General features: G+C 65.8%; 19 protein-coding genes. 10 read left to right on the forward strand and 9 right to left on the reverse strand.

From position 1 onward, the window contains the following. The first annotated feature begins 35 nt into the window (after positions 1 to 35). Positions 36 to 881: a DUF2911 domain-containing protein gene (locus tag Q664_RS34960; protein ID WP_200883809.1), complete on the forward strand. Its 846-nt coding sequence runs from the start codon at positions 36 to 38 to the stop codon at positions 879 to 881. On the opposite strand, the gene bshA is transcribed toward Q664_RS34960, so the two are convergent. Both bshA and bshC read right to left on the reverse strand, forming a co-directional pair. Continuing rightward, a complete protein-coding gene (bshA, locus tag Q664_RS34965; RefSeq protein ID WP_043405812.1) occupies positions 882 to 2,042 on the reverse strand; it encodes an N-acetyl-alpha-D-glucosaminyl L-malate synthase BshA in 1,161 nt (386 codons plus the stop codon). Positions 2,043 to 2,059: 17 nt separating this feature from the next. Further along, a complete protein-coding gene (gene bshC, locus Q664_RS34970) occupies positions 2,060 to 3,688 on the reverse strand; it encodes a bacillithiol biosynthesis cysteine-adding enzyme BshC (protein ID WP_043405814.1) in 1,629 nt (542 codons plus the stop codon). A gap of 89 nt (positions 3,689 to 3,777) precedes the next feature. On the opposite strand from bshC, the gene Q664_RS34975 reads away from it, so the two are divergent. The 6 genes from Q664_RS34975 (at position 3,778) to Q664_RS34995 (ending at position 11,337) form a co-directional block, all read left to right on the forward strand. Next, the gene (locus tag Q664_RS34975; protein ID WP_043405817.1) at positions 3,778 to 6,264 is read left to right on the forward strand and encodes a PIG-L family deacetylase; all 2,487 of its coding nucleotides are present in this window, start codon (positions 3,778 to 3,780) and stop codon (positions 6,262 to 6,264) included. Continuing rightward, positions 6,261 to 6,431 carry a hypothetical protein gene (locus Q664_RS60230; RefSeq protein ID WP_200883810.1) on the forward strand — a complete coding sequence of 57 codons (171 nt, stop codon included), beginning with the start codon at positions 6,261 to 6,263 and terminating at the stop codon, positions 6,429 to 6,431. Before Q664_RS34975 ends, Q664_RS60230 begins: the two co-directional genes overlap by 4 nt. Further along, positions 6,428 to 8,140 carry a sodium:solute symporter family protein gene (locus Q664_RS34980; RefSeq protein ID WP_043405820.1) on the forward strand — a complete coding sequence of 571 codons (1,713 nt, stop codon included), beginning with the start codon at positions 6,428 to 6,430 and terminating at the stop codon, positions 8,138 to 8,140. Before Q664_RS60230 ends, Q664_RS34980 begins: the two co-directional genes overlap by 4 nt. 173 nt (positions 8,141 to 8,313) lie before the next feature. Continuing rightward, positions 8,314 to 9,078 carry a hypothetical protein gene (locus Q664_RS34985; RefSeq protein ID WP_043405823.1) on the forward strand — a complete coding sequence of 255 codons (765 nt, stop codon included), beginning with the start codon at positions 8,314 to 8,316 and terminating at the stop codon, positions 9,076 to 9,078. 110 nt (positions 9,079 to 9,188) lie between these two features. Beyond that, on the forward strand, positions 9,189 to 10,559 hold the full coding sequence (locus Q664_RS34990; RefSeq protein WP_052519046.1) for a TAXI family TRAP transporter solute-binding subunit: 1,371 nt from the start codon (positions 9,189 to 9,191) through the stop codon (positions 10,557 to 10,559). 16 nt (positions 10,560 to 10,575) lie between these two features. After that, on the forward strand, positions 10,576 to 11,337 hold the full coding sequence (locus tag Q664_RS34995) for a hypothetical protein (RefSeq protein ID WP_043405826.1): 762 nt from the start codon (positions 10,576 to 10,578) through the stop codon (positions 11,335 to 11,337). Between the two features lie 27 nt (positions 11,338 to 11,364). Here Q664_RS34995 and Q664_RS35000 read toward each other — a convergent pair whose 3' ends face one another. Next, a complete protein-coding gene (locus Q664_RS35000; RefSeq protein ID WP_043405828.1) occupies positions 11,365 to 13,233 on the reverse strand; it encodes a penicillin-binding transpeptidase domain-containing protein in 1,869 nt (622 codons plus the stop codon). A 296-nt stretch (positions 13,234 to 13,529) separates the two neighbouring features. Here Q664_RS35000 and Q664_RS63035 point away from each other — a divergent pair, with 296 nt between their 5' ends. After that, a complete protein-coding gene (locus Q664_RS63035; RefSeq protein WP_075207602.1) occupies positions 13,530 to 14,495 on the forward strand; it encodes a DUF4365 domain-containing protein in 966 nt (321 codons plus the stop codon). Here the strand turns inward: Q664_RS63035 and Q664_RS58270 are convergent. The 3 genes from Q664_RS58270 to speA all read right to left on the reverse strand — a co-directional run bounded on the left by Q664_RS58270 (position 14,489) and on the right by speA (position 19,260). Continuing rightward, positions 14,489 to 15,550 (reverse strand): hypothetical protein, encoded by a 1,062-nt coding sequence (locus Q664_RS58270; protein ID WP_160174568.1) that lies wholly within the window; start codon positions 15,548 to 15,550, stop codon positions 14,489 to 14,491. The genes Q664_RS63035 and Q664_RS58270 overlap by 7 nt on opposite strands. After that, a complete protein-coding gene (locus Q664_RS58275) occupies positions 15,525 to 16,931 on the reverse strand; it encodes a hypothetical protein (RefSeq protein ID WP_152622516.1) in 1,407 nt (468 codons plus the stop codon). Before Q664_RS58275 ends, Q664_RS58270 begins: the two co-directional genes overlap by 26 nt. A 313-nt stretch (positions 16,932 to 17,244) precedes the next feature. Further along, positions 17,245 to 19,260, reverse strand: a complete 2,016-nt coding sequence (speA, locus tag Q664_RS35005; RefSeq protein WP_043405831.1) for a biosynthetic arginine decarboxylase — start codon at positions 19,258 to 19,260, stop codon at positions 17,245 to 17,247. Between the two features lie 223 nt (positions 19,261 to 19,483). On the opposite strand from speA, the gene clpX reads away from it, so the two are divergent. Continuing rightward, complete coding sequence (gene clpX / locus Q664_RS35010) at positions 19,484 to 20,557, forward strand: ATP-dependent Clp protease ATP-binding subunit ClpX (RefSeq protein WP_043405833.1); 1,074 nt, start codon at positions 19,484 to 19,486, stop codon at positions 20,555 to 20,557. A 12-nt stretch (positions 20,558 to 20,569) separates the two neighbouring features. Here the strand turns inward: clpX and Q664_RS35015 are convergent, their stop codons facing one another. Then, complete coding sequence (locus tag Q664_RS35015; RefSeq protein ID WP_043405836.1) at positions 20,570 to 21,325, reverse strand: CvpA family protein; 756 nt, start codon at positions 21,323 to 21,325, stop codon at positions 20,570 to 20,572. An 18-nt stretch (positions 21,326 to 21,343) separates the two neighbouring features. Further along, on the reverse strand, positions 21,344 to 22,033 hold the full coding sequence (locus Q664_RS35020; protein ID WP_235216992.1) for a J domain-containing protein: 690 nt from the start codon (positions 22,031 to 22,033) through the stop codon (positions 21,344 to 21,346). Here Q664_RS35020 and Q664_RS61525 point away from each other — a divergent pair. Beyond that, the gene (locus Q664_RS61525) at positions 22,008 to 22,961 is read left to right on the forward strand and encodes a hypothetical protein (RefSeq protein ID WP_235216993.1); all 954 of its coding nucleotides are present in this window, start codon (positions 22,008 to 22,010) and stop codon (positions 22,959 to 22,961) included. The two genes, Q664_RS35020 and Q664_RS61525, sit on opposite strands and share 26 nt — an antisense overlap. On the opposite strand, the gene dnaK is transcribed toward Q664_RS61525, so the two are convergent. After that, complete coding sequence (gene dnaK, locus Q664_RS35030; RefSeq protein ID WP_043405841.1) at positions 22,904 to 24,520, reverse strand: molecular chaperone DnaK; 1,617 nt, start codon at positions 24,518 to 24,520, stop codon at positions 22,904 to 22,906. The genes Q664_RS61525 and dnaK overlap by 58 nt on opposite strands. Positions 24,521 to 24,588 lie beyond the last annotated feature (68 nt).

Genomic DNA, 24,588 nt, shown 5'->3' on the forward strand with positions numbered 1-24,588 from the left:
CTCATTCGCCTTCCCCGAGCAAAAGGATCAGGACGATGAAGAAGCTTCTTGGGTGCGTAGTCGCTGTTGTGGTGGCCCTCACCTCGCTGCCCGCCTCGGCGCAGCTCGAGCTGCCCGCCGCGAGCCCGTCGGCCAAGGTGATGCAGGCCGTGGGTCTGACCGAGATCTCGGTCGACTATTCCAGCCCCGCGGTCAAGGGGCGCAAGCTCTGGGGCGAGCTCGTTCCCTTCGGTCAGGTGTGGCGCACCGGTGCCAACATGACCACGAAGATCTCCTTCAGCCGGGATGTGACGTTCGGTGGCAAGCCCGTTCCCGCGGGCACCTACGCCATCGTCTCCATCCCCACCGAGAAGGAGTGGACGGTGGTGCTGAACAAGGAGCTCGGCCTGTACGGCGGTGGCAAGGCGTACGATCAGAAGGACGACGTCGCCCGCGTCTCCGTCACCCCCACCCAGGCTCCGAACCGCGAGCGCATGACGTTCCTCTTCTCCAACACCACCGAGGACCAGACCTCGCTGGACCTCGAGTGGGGCACGCTGCGCGTCTCGGTGCCCGTCAAGACGGACACGTCGAAGTACGCCCAGGCCAACATCCAGGACGCGGTGAACGGTGCGTGGCGCTCGCTGGCCAACGCGGCCCGCTACGTGGCCGACACGTCCAAGGACTACACCACCGCGCTCGGCTACGCGGATGACTCGCTGGCCATCCAGTCGCACTGGTTCAACAACTGGATCAAGGCCGACATCCTGGCGCGCACGGGCAAGTACGCCGAGGCCCGCAAGTTCGCGCAGACGGCCTGGGACCTGGGCCAGAAGGACCAGAACTTCTTCTACAAGGATCTGGTCGCCAAGGCCCTCCAGGACTGGAAGGGCAAGAAGTAGTCACCGGGTGGTTCCGGCCAGGAGCCGGCGATAGAGCGCCTCGTAGCGGTCGATCGCCGGTCCGAGCTGGAAGCGCTCCAGGACGTTCTCCCGGGCGCGGCGGGAAAAGCCCCGCCAGCGCTCGGGCTCCCGGACGAGCTCGAGCACGTGGCCGGCCATGGCCTCCACGTCGCCCACTGGCGCGAGGTAACCCGTCGTCCCGTGCTCGACCTGCTCCGGAATGCCGCCGATGTTGCTGGCGACCACGGGGATGCCGCAGCTCAGCGCCTCGAGCGCCGCGAGTCCGAAGCTCTCCTGCTCACTCGGGAGCAGGAAGACATCCGTCGCGGCGAGCATCTCCACGAAACTCTCCTGCTTGCCCAGGAAGGCCACGCGCGCCTCGAGCCCGAGTTCCCGCACCCTGCGCTCGGCGGGGGAGCGCTCGGGGCCGTCACCAATCATCACCAGCCGGCACGGGCGCCTGCCCTGGACCGCCGCGAAGATGGACACCACGTCGCCGATGCGCTTCACGGGCCGGAAGTTCGAGACGTGGATGAGCACGGGCTCGCCATCCTCCAGGCCGGGGAAGAGCTGGCGCAGATGGGTCCGGTCGCGGGCCGGCCAATAGCGCTTCGTGTCGACGAAGTTGGGGATGACGTCGATGGGGAAGGTCTCCGGGATGCCGAAGCCCTCCCAGGTGGCGCGCCGCAGGAACGCCGAGGGCGTGGTCACCGCGTCGCTGCGCAGGATGGAGAAGCGCGTGATGGGCAGGTAGGTGGGGTCCGTGCCCACGAGCGTGGTGTCGGTGCCGTGGAGCGTCGTCACGATGCGCGGCGCCTTGTCGCCCAGCACCTCGCGCGCCATCCAGGCCGCCGTGGCATGGGGCACCGCGTAGTGGACGTGCAGGATGTCCAGGTGCTCGTAGTTCGCGACCTCGATCATCTTCGAGGCGAGCGCCAGGGGGTACGTCCCCGAGTGGGAGAGCGCCGGGTAGTCGCTCTCCGTCACCTCGTGGAAGATGACCTTGCGCGTCATCCCATGGAGCCGCACGGGCAGGTCGCGCGCGATGAAGTGGACGCGGTGGCCGCGCTCCGCCATGGCCAGACCGATCTCCGTCGCGACCAGTCCGCTGCCTCCAAAGGTGGGAAAGCAGGTGATGGCCAGGTTGAGACGGTCGCCCATGGGATGAGGGGGAGCAGTCACGGTCTCAGATCCTTCAGGTTGCCCGAGAACGGCTCACAGGACTCCAGCACGAGGCGGGTGAAGGCGTGGGAGCCGAGACGGCTCGCGTAGTACGGCAGCGCGTGGATGCGCTCCTGGGGCGCGCCGTCCGGGGCGAGGTAGCCTCGCAGGCGCTCCACGCGTTCCAGGGTGGTCTGGTCGCGTTGGGTGATGGAGCGGCGGTACCGGGCCACGAGCCGGGAGACTCCCCTGCGGACGGTCTTGTCGGTGCGGGAGATCCCCTGGGCGAAGGTCGGGTCGATGGCGGCCATGCGCTCGCCGAGGCGGGCGAGCTCGGCGGAGAAGGTGCTCAGGAGCCGGGCCTCGACGGCCTCGGGCGTCTCGAGGGCTGCTCCGGCGTCGCGGGCGGCGAGGCGGGCCAGCAACTCGTCACGCGGTGCGTTCGCGTCATCCGGTGAGACGCCGAGCGTGTCGAGCAGGCGGCGCACGCGGTCGTCGATCACCCGGAACCGGGCGCGCGGCACGATGAGCGGCACGGGCAGGCCCACGTGCGCATACAGGGGCGCGAGCTGCGCGAAGTAGGCGATTTCCCCAGGCCCACCGACGTAGGCCGCCGTGGGGAGCCAGGAGTCCTGGAGGATCGGCCTCAGCAGGGCCGAGGTCGTGAAGCGGAGCGGCTCGTGCTCCAACCAGGAGAGGAGCTCGGCGGTCGTCACCGAGGCGCCCTCGGGGTGGCCCACGAGGCTCCAGGTGCCGGGCGTGGTGGAGGGATCGAGGCGGTAGCGCGCGCCGCCGGTACCCTCGGGCGAGAAGAAGTTCAGTGGCGCGCCCGGACGGATGTGGACCTGCTCGGAGAAGCCCGCCTGGGCGAGGGCATGGCCCCGCTCGGCGAGCTTGCTACAGATGGGCGCGGCCTCCTCGATGGCACGACGGTGGATGGGCGCGGCGAACGGCGCGAGGCGCGGGTCGCGTGGATCGAGGAACACGAGCCCCTCGTCCGCGAAGAGGGCCGACAGGACTTCGGCGAAGGCGTCCGCGAGCGTCGCCTCGGGGCGGTAGGAGCGCTCGAGCAGCGCCAGGTGCTCCTCCGCGTGGGGATTGCCGCTCAGTTCGGCGCGCAGCGCGGCGAGCGCACCAGTGACGCCCGGGCCCAGGTGACGATGGGCCACGGGAACACGCGAGGTGGCGGCATCCGGATGCTCCAGGGCCAGGCGCAGGGGGCCACCGGCGGAGCGCGGAACGAAGCAGTGGTCGATCTCGGGAAGATCGTGGTCCTCGGTTTGCAGCCAGAAGACGGGGACACAGGGCCGGCCGGTCTCCTCGGCGAGGGCGCGTGCGGCGACGATGGCGGAGGCGGCCTTGTAGACCGTGAAGAGCGGCCCCAGGAAGAGCCCGACCTGCTGTCCTGTCACCACGGCGGTCGTGCCGGGACGGGCGAGCAACTCCAGGTTCTTCTCGCGGGCGGGGCTCGGCACGAGGCGCGCGTTGCGAGCCACCAGCACGTCATGAATCGCCGGAGCCATGGGGCGGGAGGCCGCGGCGGCCATGGCCTCGGCGCGGGCGGACCCGTGCCGGAAACGGTCGGAGAGAAATTCGAGGGCTCGCGGATCACCGCGCAGCCAGGAGGCGGAGAATGAGGAAGCCACGGGCGGCTTGTAACACGGACCCTCATCAAGAATTCCTGAAGGATTCCTCACACCCCCGCGGTGGCGTTCCTTGTTAGGGTCCGCCCGGAATGCGGACCCTGGTGATCTTCGGAATGGCAGTGGCCATGAGCCTCGGACTCTCGTCGGCTTCACTCGCGCAAGCGCCCCGGCAACCCCACGCGGGAGAGATCGCGGCGGACCTCCGGCGCCTCGGCGTCACGGGGAGTGTGCTGTACGTGGCGGCCCACCCCGACGACGAGAACACGCGGCTGCTGGCCTATCTGGCCGGTGGGCGTGGTCTTCGCGCGGGCTACCTCTCGCTGACCCGTGGTGATGGTGGACAGAACCTCATCGGCACCGAGCAGGATGAGCTGCTCGGACTCATCCGCACGTACGAGCTGCTCGCGGCGCGGCGCGTCGACGGCGCCGAGCAGCTCTTCACGCGGGCGAGGGACTTCGGTTACTCGAAGAGCGCCGACGAGACGCTGCGCATCTGGGGGCGTGAGCAGGTGCTGGCCGATGTGGTGCTCGCCATCCGCCGCTTCCGGCCGGAGGTGATCATCACACGCTTCACCACCCTCCCGCCGAACCATGGCCAGCACACCGCGTCGGCCCTGCTGGCGGAGGAGGCCTTCACCGCGGCGGCGGACCCGTCGCGCTTTCCCGAGCAGCTCGGGGAGGTGAAGCCGTGGAAGGCCGACCGGCTGCTGAACAACGTGTCCACGTGGAACCTGAAGCCGGACGCGGACATGTCCGCCTACCTCAAGCTCGACGTGGGCGGTTACGACCCGCTCCTGGGGCGCTCGTGGGGGGAGATCTCCGCGGAGAGCCGCAGTCAGCACAAGAGCCAGGGCTTCGGCGTGCCGGCCGAGCGGGGGATGCAACTGGAGTACTTCAAGGCGCTCGCCGGGACGCAGCCGAAGTTCGATGTCTTCGAGGGGCTCGAGTTCTCGTGGCGGCGGTGGAGCGGCACGGAGCAGGTGGTCCGGACCATCGACGAGGCGGTGAACGGGTTCGATGCGCGCGCGCCCCACAAGAGCGTTCCGGCGCTGCTTCGCGTGCATGAGGCGATCTCGGCGCTGCCGGACAGCAACCCGTGGAAGGCCATCAAGCTGCGTGAGACCGAGGAGCTGGTGGCCGCGTGCGCGGGCCTGTTCCTCGAGGCGCGTGCGGCGGAGGCGATGGCCGTGCCGGGCAGCCAGGTGGCGTTGAACCTGGTGGCGCTGAACCGCTCGCCCGCGGCGTTCCGGCTGGTGGGCGTGACGCTGCCGGGCGGCGAGTCCGTGTCGGCCGGTGCCGAGCTGGCCGACAACAAGCCGTTCAAGCTCTCCAGGACGGTGGCGATTCCGGAGGCCGCCCGGATCTCCACGCCCTACTGGCTGCGCAAGCCCGTTGCCGGTGGCCTCTATGCGCTGGACGAGCAGGACCGCGCGCTCGTGGGCAGGCCCGAGGGCGAGCCCGCCCTGTCGGTGACGTTCCTCTACGAGGTGGGTGGCAAGCGCTTCTCCGTGGTCCGGCCGGTGGTCTACGCCTGGACGGATCCGGTGCGGGGCGAGCTGTACCGCGCCTTCGAGGTGGCACCGGCCATCACGGCGACGCTCGACCGGGAGGTGCTGATGTTCCCCAACGGCGGAGCCCAGTCCGTGTCGGTGGTGCTGGCCGCGGGCCGGGCCGATGCGGAAGGGAAGGTCCGGCTCGAGCTTCCGGCGGGCTGGCGCGCCGAACCCGCCGAGGTGCCCTTCAAGCTCGCCGTTCGCGGAGATGAACGCACGGTCCGCTTCCAGGTGACTCCGCCCAGGGGCGCGAGCGAGCGGGGCCGGCTGCGCGTCGTCGTCGAGAGCGGAGGCCGCTCCGAGTCATGGCGGGTCCGCTCGGTGACGCACGAGCACATTCCGCCGCAGACCGTGCGCCAGCCCTCCGAGGCGGCCCTGGTGCCCTTCACCCTGGCCACGAAGGTGCGGCGGATCGGTTACATCCCCGGCCCCGGCGACCGCGTGGCCGAGAGCCTCGCGGCCGTGGGCTACGAGGTGACGCTGCTGCCCGAGGAGCGCCTGGCCTCCGAGAAGCTCGAGGGCTTCGAGGCCATCGTGGTCGGAGTGCGCGCCTTCAATGCCAATCAGCGCCTCGCCCTCCACCGCGAGCGGCTCATGCGCTACGTCGAGCAGGGTGGGCGGCTCATCGTGCAGTACAACACCAACAGCCGCGTGGGCCCGCTCAACGCCTCGCTCGGGCCCTATCCCCTGGAGATTGGCCGAGATCGCGTGACGGACGAGACCGCGGCGATGACGCCCGTGGACCCCAACCTCCCGCTGCTGAAGGGACCCAACCGCCTCACCGCCTCCGACTTCGAGGGCTGGGTGCAGGAGCGGGGGCTCTACTTCGCCGCGAAGTGGGACGAGCGCTACAAGCCCGTGTTCGCCATGAAAGACCCGGGTGAGGAGCCGCTCCGGGGTGGACTCCTCGTGGCCCGCCACGGCAAGGGAACCTTCGTCTACACGGGCATCGCGTTCTTCCGTCAGCTTCCCGCGGGCGTGCCCGGTGCCTACCGCCTGCTCGCGAACCTCCTCGCCCAATGACCGACACCTCGAAACCCCCTGAACCGGCTTCGGCTCCCGCGCCGCGGCCCGAGCTCGATGATGCGCCACCCCTGCTCGGGTCCTGGCGCAACATCTACCTCCTCGTGCTGGGCACTCTTGCCTTCTTCATCGCCCTGTTCTGGGCGCTCACCCGGGCCTATTCGTGACACTGCTCGACTGGCTGGTCCTCCTCGGGACGACGGCATTCATCGTGGGGTGGGGGCTCTGGCGCACCCGCGGCGAGAGCAACACCGCCGCGGGCTTCCTGCGCGGGAGCCAGGATCTGCGCTGGCCCACCATCGGCCTGTCGGTCATGGCCACGCAGGCCAGCGCCATCACCTTCCTCTCCGTCCCGGGCCAGGCCTACGAGGACGGGATGCGCTTCGTGCAGTTCTACTTCGGCATGCCGATCGCGATGGTGCTCATCAGCGCGGTCTTCATCCCCATCTACTACCGGCTGAACGTCCTCACCGCCTACGAGTACCTGGAGTCGCGCTTCGATCTGAAGACCCGCCTGTTCGGCGCGTTCCTCTTCCTCATCCAGCGCGGGCTGGCCTCCGGCATCACCATCTACGCGCCCGCCATCATCCTCTCGGCCGTGCTCGGCTGGCCGCTCGAGCCGACCATCGTGGGCATCGGCGCGCTCGTCATCGTCTACACGGTGACGGGGGGCTCCAAGGCCGTCAGCCAGACGCAGAAGCAGCAGATGGTGGTGATGCTCGGAGGCATGCTCGTGGCCGCCATCGTTATCGTCTGGCGGTTGCCCGAGCACGTCTCCTTCGGGCGGGCGGTGGATGTCGCCGGAGCGCTCGGCCGCATGAACGTGGTCAGCTTCGATCTCGACGTCCAGGACCGTTACAACATCTGGTCCGGGCTCACCGGCGGTTTCTTCCTGGCGCTGTCGTACTTCGGCACCGACCAGTCCCAGGTGGGCCGCTACCTGACGGGCCGCTCCATCACGGAGAGCCGGCTCGGGCTGCTGTTCAACGGCGTGCTGAAGATCCCGATGCAGTTCCTCATCCTCTTCGTCGGGCTCCTGGTCTTCGTGTTCTACCAGTTCAACGCGCCGCCGCTGCTCTTCAACCAGCCACTGCGCGCGAAGGTCCAGGCGACCGCACAGGCGGGCGAGTTCGCCACGCTCGAGCAGAAGTGGGCCCAGGTGCAGGCCGACAAGCGCGCCGAGGCCGATCGCTACCTGGCCGCGCGGGAAGCCGGTGATGTGTCCGCGGCGGACGGCGCGCGCGAGCGCCTGCGGGCCGCGGCGAAGACGGCCGACTCGGTCCGCGAGGAGGCCAAGGCCGTGGTGTCGCGTGCGCTGCCGGGTGTGGAGACCAAGGACTCGGACTACATCTTCATCTCGTTCGTGAAGGACTGGATGCCGAGTGGGCTCGTGGGGCTGCTCATCACCGTCATCCTGGCGGGGGCCATGAGCTCCATCGCCGGCGAGCTCAACGCCCTGGGCGCGACGACCACGGTCGACTTCTACCGGCGGCTCGTCCGCCGCGATGCCTCGGACCGCCACGTGCTCGTGGCCTCCAAGCTGTTCACCGTCTTCTGGGGCCTGATCGCGGTGGGCTTCGCGAGCTTCGCGTCGCTGCTCGACAACCTCATCCAGGCGGTCAACATCCTCGGGTCCATCTTCTACGGGACGGTGCTGGGCCTCTTCCTGGTGGCCTTCTTCTTCAAGCACGTGCGGGGCCACGCCGTCTTCTTCGCCGCGCTCATCTCGCAGACGACGGTGATCGCCCTCTTCATGTTCAGCTCGATCGGCTACCTCTGGTTCAACGTGATTGGTTGCGTATTGGTGTCCGTCCTGGCCCTGGTCTTCCAGGCCGTCATGCCTCGGACCGCGGAGCCCCAGCCGTCGCCGGGCTAGCGAGCCTTCTGAACGCTCGCCTGGCCGTACGGTGGCCCCAGGATGCAGGGGCCCCCCTCTTCAGGGTGGCTCCCGCCAGAAACTTGCGGGAAACCCGTTTCTGCCCGTTAATTCGTTTTTATTGGGATGGCGGCAGGCCGGAGCCCTCCTCCTGAGGAGAGGGAGAAGCCACCATGAAGGGTCGTGCGATCGCTCTGGGGTTGTCCGCCTGCGTGATGGTGCTGGCGGGAGCTTGCGGGCCGGATGCGTTGGACGAGGCCGACGCATTGGAGACCGCTGAGTCCGCGGCCACCGCGGCGAGCACGTATGACTTCTATCCCGACTCCAACTACATCATCTGCACCTCCGCGAGCAGCTGCCCCTGGGCTGGCGAGAGCTTCGAGGCCTACGCGGATGGTTCGACCGTCGAGTGCTCGAGCAACTCGTTGCAGCGGGCCCATCTCGAGGTGACGTCCGGGTGCCTGTCCTCGAGGTACGCGGGCACGTGGCGCCGGGGATGGACGAGCACGTACAACTTCCGGGCCCTCTCGCGGCTGTACGTGGATGGCAAGAAGGTGGGCTGGAAGACCGCGGCTCCGAGCTATCGCGCCCACATCCAGGAGTGGCAGGCGGGTGCGCCCGAGTGGGCGGGGCTGCATGTCTTCGCGCGCTACCAGACCGAGAATGATCTGTACGTGGCGTCCTACCGGAAGGACGGACTGGTCACGATCAAGAAGAAGCTGGGGGGCGTCTACACCACGCTCGCGCAGAAGATGCTCAGGGCACCGGCGACCCGGACGTGGCACACCGTGAAGCTCGCGGTGAGTGGCGACACGCTGCAGTACTTCGTCGATGGCACGCTTCAGCTCACGGCCCATGACACCAGCCTGACCTGGGGCACGACAGGCGTGCGTACGGATTACATGGACGTGTACCTGGACGATTGGAAGCTCGAGTGAAGGCCTGATGCCCGACATCCGGGAAGTTGCCTCCGGAGCAGTCGGGCAACCTGAGCCGAACGGAGGATGCCTCGCGCGCTAGGATGGCCGGAGTCGAAGGAGGAGCCGGCGTGCAGGGAGAGCGAAACGAGAATCCTCGGGTACTGTCGCGTCTGGAGATGATGCGGATTGCCGCGGTGGTGGCCGTGGTGCTGGCGGCGCTGGTGGCGGCGGCGTGGCAGTTCGTCGAGCCCGCTCCGCCGCGTCAGGTCGTCATCGCCACCGGTTCCGCGAGCGGGGCATACCACGCGGTGGCCCGGCATTACGCCGAGCACTTCGAGGAGGCGGGGCTCGAGCTCATCGTCCGGGAGACGGCCGGCTCCATCGAGAACTACACGCTGCTGGGCACTCCGGGCTCCGGCGTGGATGTCGCCATCGTCCAGGGCGGCACGGCTCCGGCGGACAAGGAGCGCCGGAAGGAGCTGGTCGCGCTGGCGAGCCTGTATCTGGAGCCGGTGTGGGTGTTCTACCGGGGCGAGGCGCAGCTCGATCGGCTCGGGCAGTTGGTGGGCAGACGCATCGCGGTCGGGGCGGAGGGCAGCGGCGTGCGGGCGCTGTCGATGGAGTTGCTGGCGGCGGGCGGAGTCGCGGGCGGGCAGGCGGGCACCACGCTCGTCGATCTCGGTGGGGACAAGGCCGTGGCGGCGCTGCGCGAGGGCTCGGTGGATGCGGCGCTGTTCGTCATGGGGCCCACCGCGCCGTTGATCTCCGAGCTGATGCACATGCCCGGGGTGCGGCTGATGAGCTTCGAGCAGGCGCATGCCTACGCGCGGAGGTTCCGGTATCTGTCACCCGTGACGTTGCATCGGGGGTCGCTGGACCTGGTGCGAGACCTGCCAGAGCGGGAGGTGCAGTTGGTGGCACCCGCGGCGGTGCTGGTGGCGCGCAAGGACGTGCACGCGGCCGTGGTCGCGTTGCTGACCGAGGCGGCGGTCCGGACGCACCGGGGTGGAGATCTGCTCAGCGAGCCCGGGAGGTTTCCGAATGACATGCTCACGGAGCTGCCCGTCAACGAGCAGGCGCGGTACTACCTGACGCACGGCCCGGACTTCCTGCGGCGCATGTTGCCTTTCTGGCTCGCGGCGCTCATCCACCGGTTCGTGGTGCTGCTCATTCCGCTCTTCGTGGTGCTGGTGCCGCTGTTGCGGCTGACGCCTCCGGTGTACCGGTGGAGCATCCGTTCACGCATCTATCGCTGGTATGCGCGGTTGCGAGTCATTGACGAGCGGTTGCGCGGCGCACTGGACGTCGAGCAGGTGCGGAAGGATCTGCTGCTGCTCGAGCAACTCGAGCATGAGATTGGCGGCTTGAAGGTGCCGCTGAGCTACATTGACGAGTTCTATGATTTGCGCCTGCACGTGGGTTACATCCGTAACCGGCTGGAGGAGCGGCTCACGGTGTCGGGCGCGCCTCGTACCGAGATCGCTCTGAATCACGGCTGAATGCTATGGATGGGTCATGACGTCCCTTTTCGAACTTGCGGACGCGCACCCGGTGATTGGGCGGCGCTGGAGTCAGGACCAAGCTCCCGAGCAGAAGCGAATTCTTTGTCTGGCGCGGGACGCTCTGGATTTCATCTTCGCCACCGGCCAGCGGTACGACTTCGAGGACTTCTTCAACAGGCCCGACTCCCGCCACCTGGCTCCTCAAAGTGGTAACGCGGAATTGAGCGGGCGCATGGATGTGACGAAGCGCTTCTTCGAGAAGGTTCGCGATGAGCCGGATTTGGATGAGGAGTTAGCTCAGAGTCAGGCCATCCTTGATGCGATTCAATACATTGAATCAACCGGACAGCAGGCAGCGTTCGCTGCCTTTCTGCAGCAGGTGGAGTCCAACGACCCTCCCTTCGTCGTGGCATCGTTTGACACCCAGGCAGATGCGGAGGCTTGGCTTGTCAACCACCCCCATCCACCAGACCCCGCAAGCGTACTCATCGCGAACGAGTATCATGATGTCGTTTATGCTCGCGGAACGACCATCCGCCGCTTGCCTCGCAGTCGTGCCCTCAAGTGGTATCTCGAAGAACTCGTGGAGAAAGAGCAGCCCATTCCCGTAGCCTCTTTTGAAACTCGTGAGGATGCGGACGCATGGTGGAGGACGCAGTCCGAGTCGCCCAACTGGACGTGGGTGCGTGTCGGGGGCGAGCTTTACCTCGCGGCTTATTACCCCAACATTCAGCACCGAGCCCTGTTCCCCCTTTCCGTTGTCCATCCGGGGTGACAGGGCGCGGCAACTCCGTGGCGCGTATCACAGGGCCGCGGCGAACTTCGCGGCGATGGGCACGGCGACACGGCCGCCTACGCCACCGCCCTCGACCAGCACTGCGAAGGCGATGCCGTTGCGAAAGCCGATGAACCACGCATGTGTGGGCAGCGGGGTACCGGTTCCGAACTCGGCGGTGCCCGTCTTGCCAGCAAGCCCCATCAGGCCCGCCGCCGCCCGGCCGGAGCCCTCGGTGACCACGGCGCGCATCAGTGTCTGCAAGGGCACCCGGGTTCCAGCCGCCAGCGAGGCGCGTGGACCGTCCTCGAGTTCCGCCAGGAGGTAGGGCGCGCGCCACCGGCCCGACTCGGCCGCCGCGGCGACCGAGGCCATGTGCAGCGGCGTGGCCAGCACGCGTCCCTGCCCGATGGCCGCCGCTGCCAATTCGGCCTCGTCCCGGGGCGTGGGAAACGAGGCGCCAGGGGAGGGGAGTCCCGGATCGTAGGCCACGTCGAAGCCGAAGCGGCGGGCTGCCTCCCCGAGCGCGCCCGGCTCGAGCCCGGAGGCCAACTGCACGAAGGCGGTGTTGCACGAGTGGGCGAAGACCACGCGCAGGCGGGTATTGCCGAACGCCTCGCCCTCGAAGTTGCGGAACGACTTGCCGCTCACGGTCGCCACCGGCGGGCACGACGCCGGGGAGTCCGGATTCATGCCCTCGGCGAGCAGGGCCTCCGCCGTGACGACCTTGAACGTCGAGCCGGGCGGGTAGCGGCCGGTGAGGGCCCGGTGCAGGGGTTGCTCGAGTGGCCGGCTGGCGATGGCCAGGATGGCGCCCGTGCCCGTGTCCACCGCGACGAGCGCCGCCGGTTGGGTCACCCCCTCGAGCGCGGCCTCCGCGGCGGACTGCACCTCCTGGCGCAGCGTGGTGCGCAGAGGCGTACCTGGTGTCCCCTCGAAACGGCCGAGGACGCGCACCTCGCCGGACGGACGGGTGAGGCGCACCTCCCCGGAGGGGCTTCCCCCGAGCTGATGCTCATAGGCCAGCTCCAGCCCGGACAGGCCCACGATGTCCCCCGGCTGGTAGGTCGGGCCCAGCTGAGGGAGCAGCTCGGCCGTCACCTCACCCACGCGGCCCAGGGTGTGCGCCGCGAAACCCTCCGCTGGGGAGAGCCGTGCGCTCTTGCGGCGGAAGAAGATGCCCGGCACGGGTGCCAGCGCCGGGCGCACCTGCTGGTAGCGCTCGGGCCGCACGTCGATGATGGGCACGAAGTGCTCGGGCGACACACCTGGCGCGTTCAGCAGCCTCTCCAGTCGCGCCGGGTCCACGCCCAGCTGGGCCTGGAGCGCCGAGGCCACGGCGGCGCGATTCTGGACCCGCCGGGGCTCGACGCCGATGGTGATGACCTCGCCCTGTCGGGTGAGGGGCAGGCCGTCTCCGTCGAGGATGGCGGCCCGCTCCAGGCGGGTCCTCGTGCGGGAGAAGCGGTCTCCCTCGCGGAGCTCGGGGTGCAGCACCGCCGGAGTCCATCGCACCCACCAGCGGCCCTCGCGGCGCACCAGGTGCAGCGAGCCGTCCACCTCCCACTCGCCCAGCCCGCGCAGTACGTGGGTCGCGCGGAATGTGACCACGGCGCTCTCTGCCTCTCGCTCGACCCGGCCGGGCTCGAAGTGGGAGGAGAGGATGCGCAGCTCGTCGCGGAAGCGCTGGTGCCGCTCCACGAAGTTGGCGGGAGGCTCGGCCACCTTCCGCCCCATGGTCGCGAAGTCACCCCCGGCCCATGCCTGCAGATAGGCCTGGGCCTCTGCCTCGGGGCCTTCCGAGGGCCGTCCTCGCACCGAAACGCAGGCCGCCAGGAACAGGGCAGCCGCGACACTGACTCCAACCCTCAACCCTTGCCGTGACACGCGGCGCACTGTGATGCGGGCAGGCGGCGAGTCAAGGAATCCGGCGGCGCAGATGGGGCTCTGCAGCACAGTTAGCGAAAATCCGAAGAGTTCTTATGAACGTTGATCAGTGAAGCGCATGACGGTACGCTTCTCAGGCCGAGCACCGGGGGCCTAGCTCAGTCCAAGGAGTCGCGCCTTTATGGAGATGCGATGATTCTGGTCCGCCCCCGGCTGCTCGGCGTTTGATACGTATTGTAGCCCCCGAATCAACGTGACGTCTCCAGAGATGTTGCCCCAGAGATGCCGCACTGCGGAGTATTGTAATGGACACGAGACCACAAGAAGGTTTTGGCGTCACTCATGTAGAACAGGTCGTCGTGTATGACTGGAAATCAGGATGGCAAGAGTTAAACAGAAGAAATGACGATGTCACTGATGGGCTAATTCTTATACGGCGCAAAGGCCGTGATACTGGGGACATCGTCTTCGTGCAGATTAAGTGTGGGGCGGGGTATCGGCAGGATACAAGCAAACGTCCTGATTCAGTCTGCGTTAACGTTGGCTCAAGCTATATACTGAAACATAGGCCCAGGTGGGATGCGGTTCCGGGTCCCATGGTTATGATTTACATTGATCCTTCCAAAAGATCTTCGCCCGACGCCTTTTGGACGGATTTGCGTGATCCGGGATCGTTCAGCCAGGATAATCAACAAGTCATTTTGTTTCCGAAGCGCCAGCGATTTGGCATTCATTCGAAGGGTGATGTTGCTGCGTTATGCAGAAACACCTCGGTGGATCGCGTACTGCCATTAGTCCAAGCTAAACGCGAGGATATTAACTACGCAGCGCTTTCCGCCAAGGCCAAAGATGCAGCTCGGAAATTCTACCTTGAATGGCGGAATGGACCGGAATCTCGGAGAATGAATCCTGCCTTGGGATCTATAGAGGTGTCTCGTGTGGGTTGGCGCCACATGAATCGCAAAGGGAGAAAGGCAGAAAGAATTCTTTCATCCTGGGGATTATTGGGCGTAGCAAAAAGAATTGTTCAGGAGGTTTCTAGCTTCCAACGACTGGGGCGGCAACAGAGCCAACTGCGCACCGATGGTAGTCGGCATATACTAGACTACTTGGCCCTGCGAGCGCGGGTCTCGTTCCCTCACCGCACAGAATCAGTGGTGCAGGTGGTGCTTCAGAGAAAGAGAACTATTGCTCCGTCTGGCGATGTAAGTATTAGGCATTGGTTCTATTCGGTCTACGAGCTTCGCAGGGGTAGTGCGAGAGGTTACTGAGAATTGGTCATGTACATGAATGAGGTGAGCGTGTGGGCATCGTATACTTTTCGCTCTAATTGCCCGTTGTGATATCGAAAGGCGCTGGTGCAAGCGAAGGCTTCTTTGGGAAGCGGATATCTTGCGTTGGGATTGTGGAAAAAGGTAACGCCTTGCCACCATGTCTCCTGAGGGGCTTGTGGATCATTTAATCCGTACTGATATTCATGAACATCATCGCCGCGGCCTCCTCCAGGCAGCATGCAGAAACCTTTTCGAATTGCAAGAACCGTTTTGGAGTATAGTCCCAGTTGCATTGCCATTCTGTAAAACCTGGGTATGGTGAATTGATTGCAAAATGCAATCGCGCTTATGTTTTCTGTCCATTGTTGTGCGAAGAAATTAGACTGTATTGATTTCCCATTAGATTCATGGGTTTTGATGGGGACCTCGCGCACCAATAGGCCGTTATGTTCCGTCCAGTCGTTAAATCTATGTATCCCATAGAGATATCTGGCTAGGCATTCGTCAATGTAGAGAACGGAGCCTGGCTCATGAAATGGGCCTACAAGCAGTACAAAAGGGGTGCCCTTGCAGTGGGGTAGGTTCCAGTACCGCTTCTTGAGTTTCGTGAGTAACGCGCTGCCGATGCGTATGGAGAATTCGTTGTTTGTTTTTTTGAGGATTTCCTCGAACGAAATCTCATCCATTTTGAAAATGGCGACATCGGTGTCCCGCCCCGAAATGGGATTAGTCGTCACTGCCTCAACGCCTACTTGGTGGCCTTGATAGGAGATCAAAAAATCGGGGCGTTGCAGGCTCCTGTCTATGCTCAAACCTTGAGCCTCAAAATAGGCATGGCAGGCAAGTTCAAACAACCTGGAATGAAAGCCGTGTGACTGGAAGTCTTGCACGAAGTTGCCGTCCGGGTCTCCCATGCGCTGGAAAAGGTCGTTCATGAGGCGACGAGCGCCCCAGTGTGGTGGCGATTTCCTTAGGCGATCGAAGGCAATGTGAACTTTTGCGTCACCAACTATTTGATCAAAAAGATCAATGCTCTTTTTTTTCATCTTCATGAAGAAGTTGGGCGTTGATTTCGGTGATGCAGGCGTCAAGGGCAGCTTGCTTCGTGGGGTAACTTTGCTCTGGGTGTCTCAACCCTGGATTCATTGAGGCGATCTCCGGACTTCCATTGGCGCGCATGAATTCTGGAACAGTCATCACTTTTTGCTGAACCGCCTGTGCAAGCCAATCCCCATCAGTTACGTCTTTGGCGATCAGAATCGTCCATCCTCGCCAATGTGCAAGGTGGTTGTCAGTAAAGAGGAATGTTTCGGCATCGGCAGGTTGTAGCTTCCCTTCCTCCCAATTTGGGCGTGTCGCGGTACGGTAGCTTCTGCTTGGCTTTTCTTGATGTGCACTCGGATTGCTTTTGTTTTTGGCAAAGAATAGGCGGAGAGTTGATCGTTGGACTAGGAATCCGTCCGGATACCATGGCCGGTAAATTTCTTGCCTTGGATCATACGAATGAATCGCTATTTCCCTATTCATGAACCCACGGATGTTGAGTGGATGTTTGGCATATGGATTTAAGAATATGTGTAGCCCATCGAGAAGCGTCTCGTGGTAATTAGATGCGAATGATTTTATCTTTCTGTGAGAGGTGGATTCTGGATTTATTCGAAGAGCGCTGAAGAGCAAACTGTTGTCCTTTATTGATGATCGAGCTTGTACCTTTCCCCAGGTCGCAGTGTTGCTGAAGATAACAGCGCTAATTTCCTTCATCGCAGGCGAGGTGAAATTTGCCAGGGGGACTTCTGCGCCGAAATCTTTAAGCACCTTGCTCATGCGAGCTTCGCCTACAGGTGTAATCTGCTGGCCATTTTTGATGGTTAGCACTTGGTCGAAGCCGTAAAGCACTCGAGTGATGGCTTGGGTATTTTGGAGAAAGGATGCCGGTTGTTCAAAGGGAGCAATACACACAACAAACGGCTTTTCGCGGACATGGGCCTGCGAAGCATATGATTTCTTGTATTTGCTGAGCTTTATGCGGAGTGAGTTTGAGAGCCGGATAGTTGCAAGTCGAAGAAACTCGTCTAGATCTTCTGGTGGCGTTGCATCCCACTCCCACTCAGGTCTGAATCCGTCCGGCTGATTGGCTGTTACTGCCTCTGCCAAGAAGTCTCCGTCCGGGCTTTGCACGTAAAAATCTGGAGCGCGATGCGAAAAATCGAGTGTGAAGTCGAGTTCCCTGAATGCCGCGTTCAAGTATAGTTCCCAGAAACAGGAATTGAACGTCTTCTGGAATTCGGTAATAAACTTTCCATCACGATCGATAAAGCCTTTGCTCCACTGAGCAAGTACAGCTCTTTCTGGGGTGCATGTGGGCTCCAGAAGTGTACGGAAATGCTTATGCTGGTTTTCGTCTGGGACTATGGGGTTGAATAGGTCGAGCACGACTTCCTCAAGTTATTGATGTGGGTTGAGTGTTGAGTGAGGAGTATGTGTGGGATGTTTTGCCAGCCTGGATGATAACCAAGATTGGTTTGGGGTATTGGCGATTAGTGCTTCGGCGTAGCGAAAAATGTTCAACCCAATTTGGAATCGTTGTGGGACCTTGCTTTGGTCTTGAACGATCACCGGTTTGACTCTTCTGAGGATACGATCGGTTGAAAGCCTGACGAATGCCTACGTCGGCTGAAAAACAAGCCCCGCGGCACCTGGGGTGCTCGCGGGGCTTCATGACATCCCTGGCGCTACCGTGGGGCGATCAGGTCCCCGTGCCGGTGGGCGGGACGGGGGCCTTGCCGGCGCCGCCGTCCTGGGCCACCAGGCGCAGCTGGCCGTGCCCGGCCACGAAGGAGGCGTCCACCTCGCGCTCCAGGTACGTGTAGCCGGACAGGCCTTCCTCGTACATGCGCAGCAGCTGGCGCGACTCGTCCAGCGTCAGCTTGCCGTTGCGCAGCGCCACCTCGGTGGACTTGCGCAGCTTCGCCACCAGGTCGTCCTTGTTGTAGCTCACGTAGTTGAGCACCTCGGTCACCGTATCGCCCTCCACCACGTGGTCGATCAGGTAGCCGCCGTTGGGCCCCAGCGACACCTGCACCGCGTGCGTGTCACCGAAGAGGTTGTGCAGGTCTCCCAGAATCTCCTGGTACGCACCCACCAGGAAGATGCCCAGGTAGTAGTCGTCGTTGTTGAGCGGGTGCAGCTCGAGGGCGTCCTTCACCTCGCGCTTGTCGATGAAGTGATCGATCTTCCCGTCCGAGTCGCACGTGATGTCCGCCAGCACCGCGCGCCGCGACGGCCGCTCGTTCAGCCGGTGGATGGGCATGATCGGGAAGAGCTGATCAATGGCCCACGAGTCCGGCAGCGACTGGAACACCGAGAAGTTGCAGAAGTAGGTGTCCGACAGCTGCTTCTCCAGCGCCTCGAGCTCCTCGGGGATCTCCCCCGACTCGCCGGCGATCCGCATGATCTTGTGGCAGAGGGCCCAGAAGATGTTCTCGGCCATCACCCGCTGCTCGAGCGACAGGTGCCCCAGGGAGAAGAGCGTGAGCGTCTCCTCCTTGTAGTCCTGGGCGTCGTGGTAGGCCTCGAGCAGGTTCTTGTTCGTCACTTCCTTGAAGGTGGACAGCAGGTTGCGCACCACCGAGGGCGCCTTGTCGTCCGTCTTCTCCGGCACGCTCACCGGGTCGAACTCGCTGGTGCCCAGCACGTCCACCACCAGCACCGCGTGGTGCGCCACGATGGCGCGGCCCGACTCGGACACCAGGGTGGGGTGCGTCACGCCCGCCGAGTCGCACGCCTCCATCACCGCGAACACCACGTCGTTGGCGTACTCCTCCGTCGTGTAGTTCATGGACGACGTGAAGTTCGTCTGCGAGCCGTCGTAGTCCACGCCCAGGCCGCCGCCCACGTCCAGGTACTTCAGCGGCGCCCCCTGGCGCGCCACCTCCACGAAGAAGCGGCCCACCTCGCGCAGCGCGTTCTTCACGTTGCGGATGTTGGAGATCTGGCTCCCCAGGTGGAAGTGCAGCAGCTCGAAGGAGGCCAGCAGCCCCGTCTCCTTCAGGAAGCCGATGGCGCTCATCAGCTCCGAGGAGGACAGGCCGAACTTGGAGCGGTCTCCGCCCGAGGCCTCCCACTTGCCCGCGCCTCGCGAGGACAGCTTCACCCGCATGCCGATGCGCGGAGCAATGCCCGTCTTGCGCGCCACCTCGGCGATGAGGGGCAGCTCCGAGGGCTTCTCCACCACGAGAATCACCTTGCGGCCCAGGCGGCTGAAGCGCAGCGCCGTCTCGACGTACTCCTCGTCCTTGTAGCCGTTGCAGATGACGAGCGCGTCCTCCTGGTCCAGCAGCGCCATCACCGCGAGCAGCTCCGGCTTGCTCCCGGCCTCCAGGCCGTAGCCGAACTGCTTGCCCGTCTCGACGATGGTCTCCGCCACGTACCGGTGCTGGTTCACCTTGATGGGGTAGACGCCCTGGTACACGCCCTTGTAGTTGTGCTCGGTGATGGCCTTGCGGAACGCCTGGTTGAGGTGCACCACCCGGTGGCGCAGCACGTCCGTGAAACGGATGAGCAACGGCAGGCCGATGCCACGGCGGCGGACCTCGTCCACCAGCTCCTTCAGGTCCATGTTCGGGGCCGTGGGGCCATCCGGATGGACACACACATGCCCCTTCTCGTTGACGCCGAAGTAGGGCGCGCCCCAGTTGCGGATGCCGTAGGTGTCCTGCGCATCAGCGAGGGTCCAGCGGTGCTGAGGAGTGATGGGTGGCATCGGCGTTCCTGATCTCCCGGTCTAGGGGTGGGACGGTGTCCAACAATGGACAGCGCGGGAAGTATCGGGAAACTCCCCCGCGTTCAACTCCTGGTTGAGGGGCGGCCGGCCAGGCGTGGGTAGGGGCCCCCTTCCCACCCCCATGAGTGGGCTGTCTTCCAGCGGATTCCTACCCTTCCCCGGAGGAGGTCCGGGAGCCCGCATGGAGCCAAGGGGAGGGTACATGGAGTCGTCCGCACGCAGGGACTCGCCGTTGATGACCCCAAGGGAAATCTACGAGCGTTTGGACAGGTTCGTCATCGGCCAGGAGGCAGCCAAGCGGGCCGTGGCCATCGCCGCCCACAATCATCTCAAGCGCATCCAGGCGCGCCGGCTGCGGCGCACCTCGCTGCTCAAGAAGAGCAACATCCTGCTCATCGGGCCCACCGGGAGCGGCAAGACGCATATCGCCCGCAACCTGGCGGAGATCCTCTCCGTCCCGTTCACCACCGTGGACGCCACCGAGTACACGGAGGCCGGCTACTACGGAAAGGACGTGGAGGTGATGGTGGCGGACCTGCTCTTCAAGGCCAACCACTCCGTGGAGGACACGCAGCGGGGCATCATCTTCATCGACGAGGTGGACAAGATCGCCCGGCGCTCGCAGGGCGCGCGCAACGGGGCGGGCAGCCGCGACATCGGCGGCGAGGGGGTGCAACAGGCCCTGCTCAAGCTGTTGGAGGGCCGCGAGGTCTTCGTCCCCATGAATGTCACGCAGACGTTCAATCGCGGTGACTTCGTGCCCATCGACACCCGGGACATCCTGTTCATCTGCGCGGGGACCTTCTCGGATCTGCACGAGTACGGCGGCAACGTGGACACCCGGCCCCTGGGCTTCGGCGCCCAGGACGTCCAGAAGGTGCGCCGGCGCGTCACCACCAAGCAGTTGGTGGACTTCGGCATGCTCGCCGAGTTCCTCGGCCGCCTGCCGGTGGTGGTGCAGTTGGAGCTGCTCGGCGAGCCGGAGCTGCTGCGCGTGCTCACCGAGCCCCCGGACTCCATCGTCCGCGAGTACCGCGAGCTGCTGGGGCTGGACGGCATCGAGCTGGACATCACCGACGGCGCCCTTCGCGAAGTGGTGCGCTTCTCCATCGAGAAGGGCCTGGGGGCGCGTGGTCTGCGCTCCATCCTCGAGCACGTGATGTCGGACGTGATGTTCGAGGCCCCCGAGCACCGCCACCGCCAGGTCACCGTGGACCAGGGCTTCGTCCGGCTCCGCCTGGCTGGACTGGAGGCGAGCGCCGGGCTGGGCGCCTGAGTCCTCGCCTGGCTATTCGCCGCGCTCGGAGGCCCGGGCGGCGGCCCCCAGCCGGGCCACGAACTGGGGGTCCTGCAGGAGCTGGAGGACGAGGTTGCTGCGCAGCGCCGCCTGCGTGTCGCCCTTCTCCAGCGCCTCGCGCAGTTTCTTGTCGGAGAGGGCCCGCTGGAAACGCGGGTCCTGCTTCAACGACTTGAAGGCCGGATTGTCCGCCATCCGCCGGGCGCTCTCCGGATTGCCGGCCACCCTGGCCACCGCGACCATGTCCTTCACGGCGGCGAACTGCGTCATCTCGAAGAGGTTGTGGCGGCGCGCCAACCCGAAGGACACCGAGTCCTTGGGTGACACGCCCATGCGCTTGCCCGCGACGATGATGTACTGCTCGGCGAAGACGAGCGCGCTGAGCACCACGTAGCTGATGAGCGCCACCTTGGCCCCGCCGAGCACGAAGCCGATGGCGCCATCCAGGCTCCGCTTGTCCGGATCCGGCCCGCCGAAGAGCCGCTGCAGGAAGTAGGTGAGGGCGTAGCGGATGGCCACCAGTACGGTGATGAACACCAGCATCGTGCCGGCGACCGTTCCGATGAGCAGCGGCGCGCCACCCAGGGCCGCCGCCATCTTCGGCCCCACGTAGGTGCCCAGCTTGCGCGACACGTACCAGGCCACCGCCAGGGCCACCAGGTTGGCGATCTGCTTCGCCCCTCCGGAGATGGCACCCGCCACCGCGAAGAGCAGTACCAGGCCCAGGATGATCAGATCGATCGTCACGCGCTCCCCCGTCTCGCGTCAGCGAATCTTGAAGGCGTCGCCCTGCTTGCGTGACTCTTCCAGTAGCACCTTCTGCACCTCGGCGAGCTTTTCCTTGTAGCGGGTGTTGGCTGGCTCATAGGTGAGCGCCATCTTCAGGTTGCGCTCGGCCGAGGCCCAGCGGCCCGCGTCGGCGTCCGCCGCGCCCGTCTGGTAGAACTGCCGCCCCTTGGGGTGCACGCCGATCTGCTCCTCCACCTGGCGCTTGGACGCGGCGCGCGTCTCGGCCTCGGAGGACTCGGTGAAGCGCAGCTTCTGGGCCCGCTCCGGCCCCGAGATGTTCGCCGTGTACTGCCGGCGCTTCGCGTCGTCCCGGAGCACGTAATAGGCCTCGGTGACGCGCTTGTAGAGGTCGTGCACCTGGTCCTTCAGCTCCTTGTTGTCCAGGTGGAAGAAGCGGTCCGGGTGGTAGGTGCGGCTCTCGCGGTAGAAGGCCTTCTTGATGTCCGCGGGGGCGGCCGAGCGCTCCACCATGAGGATCTCGAAGTAGTCCATCTGGTCGAGCCGGGCGCAGCGCTCCGAGAGCTCGGTCATCTGGCTCGGATCGAGCTCCATGGTCTTCCCGGCCGCGGCGGGCGGCGGGGGAGGGGGCTGGGCCGCGGCGGCGGGAGGAGCCGGCGGGACGACGGGCGCCACGGGAGGAATGAGCGGCGCGATGGACGGCGCCACGGGCGGAGGCGGCGGCTGGAGCGCGGCGGGAGGCGGGGGCGGTGGACGCGCCGGGCCGGCTCCGGGCGGAGGCCGCGCGGGCAAGGTGCCCGCGGGCGCCACGGCTGGCAGCGAGGTGGTGGGCCGCACGGCGGGACGTGGCCCCGAGCCGGGAGTGGTGCTCACGGGAGGAGGAGGCACGGCGCCCGGCGCCAGCGTGGGCGGCTGCGCGCGGGTCTGCGAGGCCGTGGCGGGCGGAGGCGGGGGAGCGCTGGCGGCCACCGGAGGCGCCGGGGGCGTACCGGGAGGGGGCGGCGGACGGACGGACGCCACACTCGGAATGCCCGAGGCGGAGGGGCGCGTCACCTGGGGCATCCCGGGAGGACGCGGCGGCGTGACGGGAGGGACACCCGGGGCCGCGGGCGCACCGGGAGGCACGGCCGGGCGGGTTCCGGATGCGGCGGCGGGCGTTCCCGGTGACGACGGAGGCCGTGCTGCCCCCGGAGCGGCGGGCACCGCGGGAGCTCCCGGAGACGAGGGAGGACGGACCGCCGCGGGCGTGCCGGGCGTCGCGGGTGCACCGGGAGCGGCCGGACGGGCACCGGAGGACACCGCGGGGACCGTCGCCGTCGGACGCGCGCCGGAAGGAACCGCGGGGACCGTCGCGGTCGGACGCGCGGGAGGCTGGGCGGGCGCGCCGGTCACGGAAGGCCGGGCGGGGGCCGCGGCGGGCGTGGCACCCGGCGGCGGCGGTGGACGGGCGGGGGACATGGCCGGCGCGGTGGCTGCCGCCGGACCCGTCCTCGAGCCCGGCGCCGCGGGCTGGGTCTCTGCCGGAGGGGCGGGGGGCTTTCCGGCGCCGTTCTGGGGAGGCTGGGACATCGCGCTCGTCTATCTCCCTCGACTGGTGGCCACGGCGGGCAGATCCGCCCCATGCCCCGCGAGTTGAATCTTCTTGTTGGCCTGGATGGACGCCTGGATGTCCGCCTCGGACATGCCCGAGGACATGGTCAGCGTGGTGGACGTCTTCTGCCCCGTCTCCTGGTCCGTCGCCGACACGTTCACCAGTCCGTCGGTGTTGATCTCGAACGTCACGTCGATCTTCACCTCGCCCCGGTAGCCGATGCGGAAGCCCGAGAACTCGAACTCGCCCAGCATCTCGCACTCGTCGGCGCGGTTGGACTCGCCCTGGTAGACGCGGATCTTCACCTTCTCCTGGCCATCGCGGCTGGTGGTGAACGTCTTCGAGCGGTCGATGGGCACCGGGGTGTTCTTGTCGATGACCTTCTCCGTGTAGCCGCCCACCGTGCCAATGCGCAGCGACAGGGGCGTCACGTCCACCAGGAAGGTCTCGGTGGCCGCGTCCAGCAGCGCGTTGGACTGCAGCGCCGCGCCCATGGCCACCACCTGATCCGGATTGATGCCCTCCTTGGGCTCCTTCTGGAAGTAGTGGCGCACCGAGTTGCGGATGATGGGCAGGCGCGTGGGGCCTCCCACCAGGATGACCGCGTCGATGTCCGCCGCCGTCATGCGCGCGGACTGCAGGGCCTCGTCGCACACCTTGAAGGTGCGCTGCACCAGGTCCATCACCATCCGGTTGAACTGGTCCTGCGTGAGCCGGCCCGTCAGGTCCAACACGTTGCCGTTGGCGTCCTGGCAGATGCCCTGGCAGTTCACCTCGGCCAGGCCCGTGCTGCCCACGTCGATCTTCGCCCGCTCGGCCGCGTCCTTGAGCATCTGCAGGCAGTACTTGTTCTGCCGCAGATCCAACCGCGTGCGCTTCATGAAGTCGTCGGCCAGCCACGTCATGATGCGATCGTCGAAGTCGTCACCGCCCAGGTACGTGTCACCGGCGGTGGAGAGCACCTCGAAGACGTCCTTGCCGATCTCCAGGATGGAGACGTCGAAGGTGCCGCCGCCCAGGTCGTACACCACCACGCGCTGGCTCACCTCGCGGCCGAAACCGTAGGCGAGCGCCGCCGCGGTGGGCTCGTTGAGGATGCGCAGCACCTCCAGCCCGGCGATGCGGCCCGCGTCCTTGGTGGCCTGGCGCTGGTTGTCGTTGAAGTAGGCCGGCACGGTGATGGCCGCCTTCGTTATCTCGCGGCCCAGGTACCCCTCCGCGATCGCCTTCATCTCCTTGAGCACCAGCGCGGAGATCTCCGGCAACGAGTAGTCGCGCCCCCGCACCGCGATGCGCACCGAGTTGTTGTCGCCCTCGACGATCTGGTACGGCATCACCGCCTGGGCCTTCTTCACCTCGTCGGAGAAGTAGTAGCGCCCGATGAGCCGCTTGGCCGAGTACACCGTACACTCGGGGTTGGTGATGATGTTGCGCTTGGCCGCGTTGCCCACCAGCACCGAGCCGTCCTCGAGAAAGGACACGCACGAGGCGTGGGTCGTCTCTCCCCACTCGTTGGGGATGACGAACGGCTGACCGTCCTGCACCACGGAAACGCACGAGGTGGAGGTGCCCAGGTCGATGCCGATCGCGATGTCGTCCGACATTCCGTCTCCGGTGTAGCCATGGAGGGCCGTTGAATCCCCAACCCTCGGGAAAGCGCCGGGATGTTAGA

This window comes from Archangium violaceum Cb vi76 (assembly GCF_000733295.1).
Classification (GTDB): domain Bacteria; phylum Myxococcota; class Myxococcia; order Myxococcales; family Myxococcaceae; genus Archangium; species Archangium violaceum.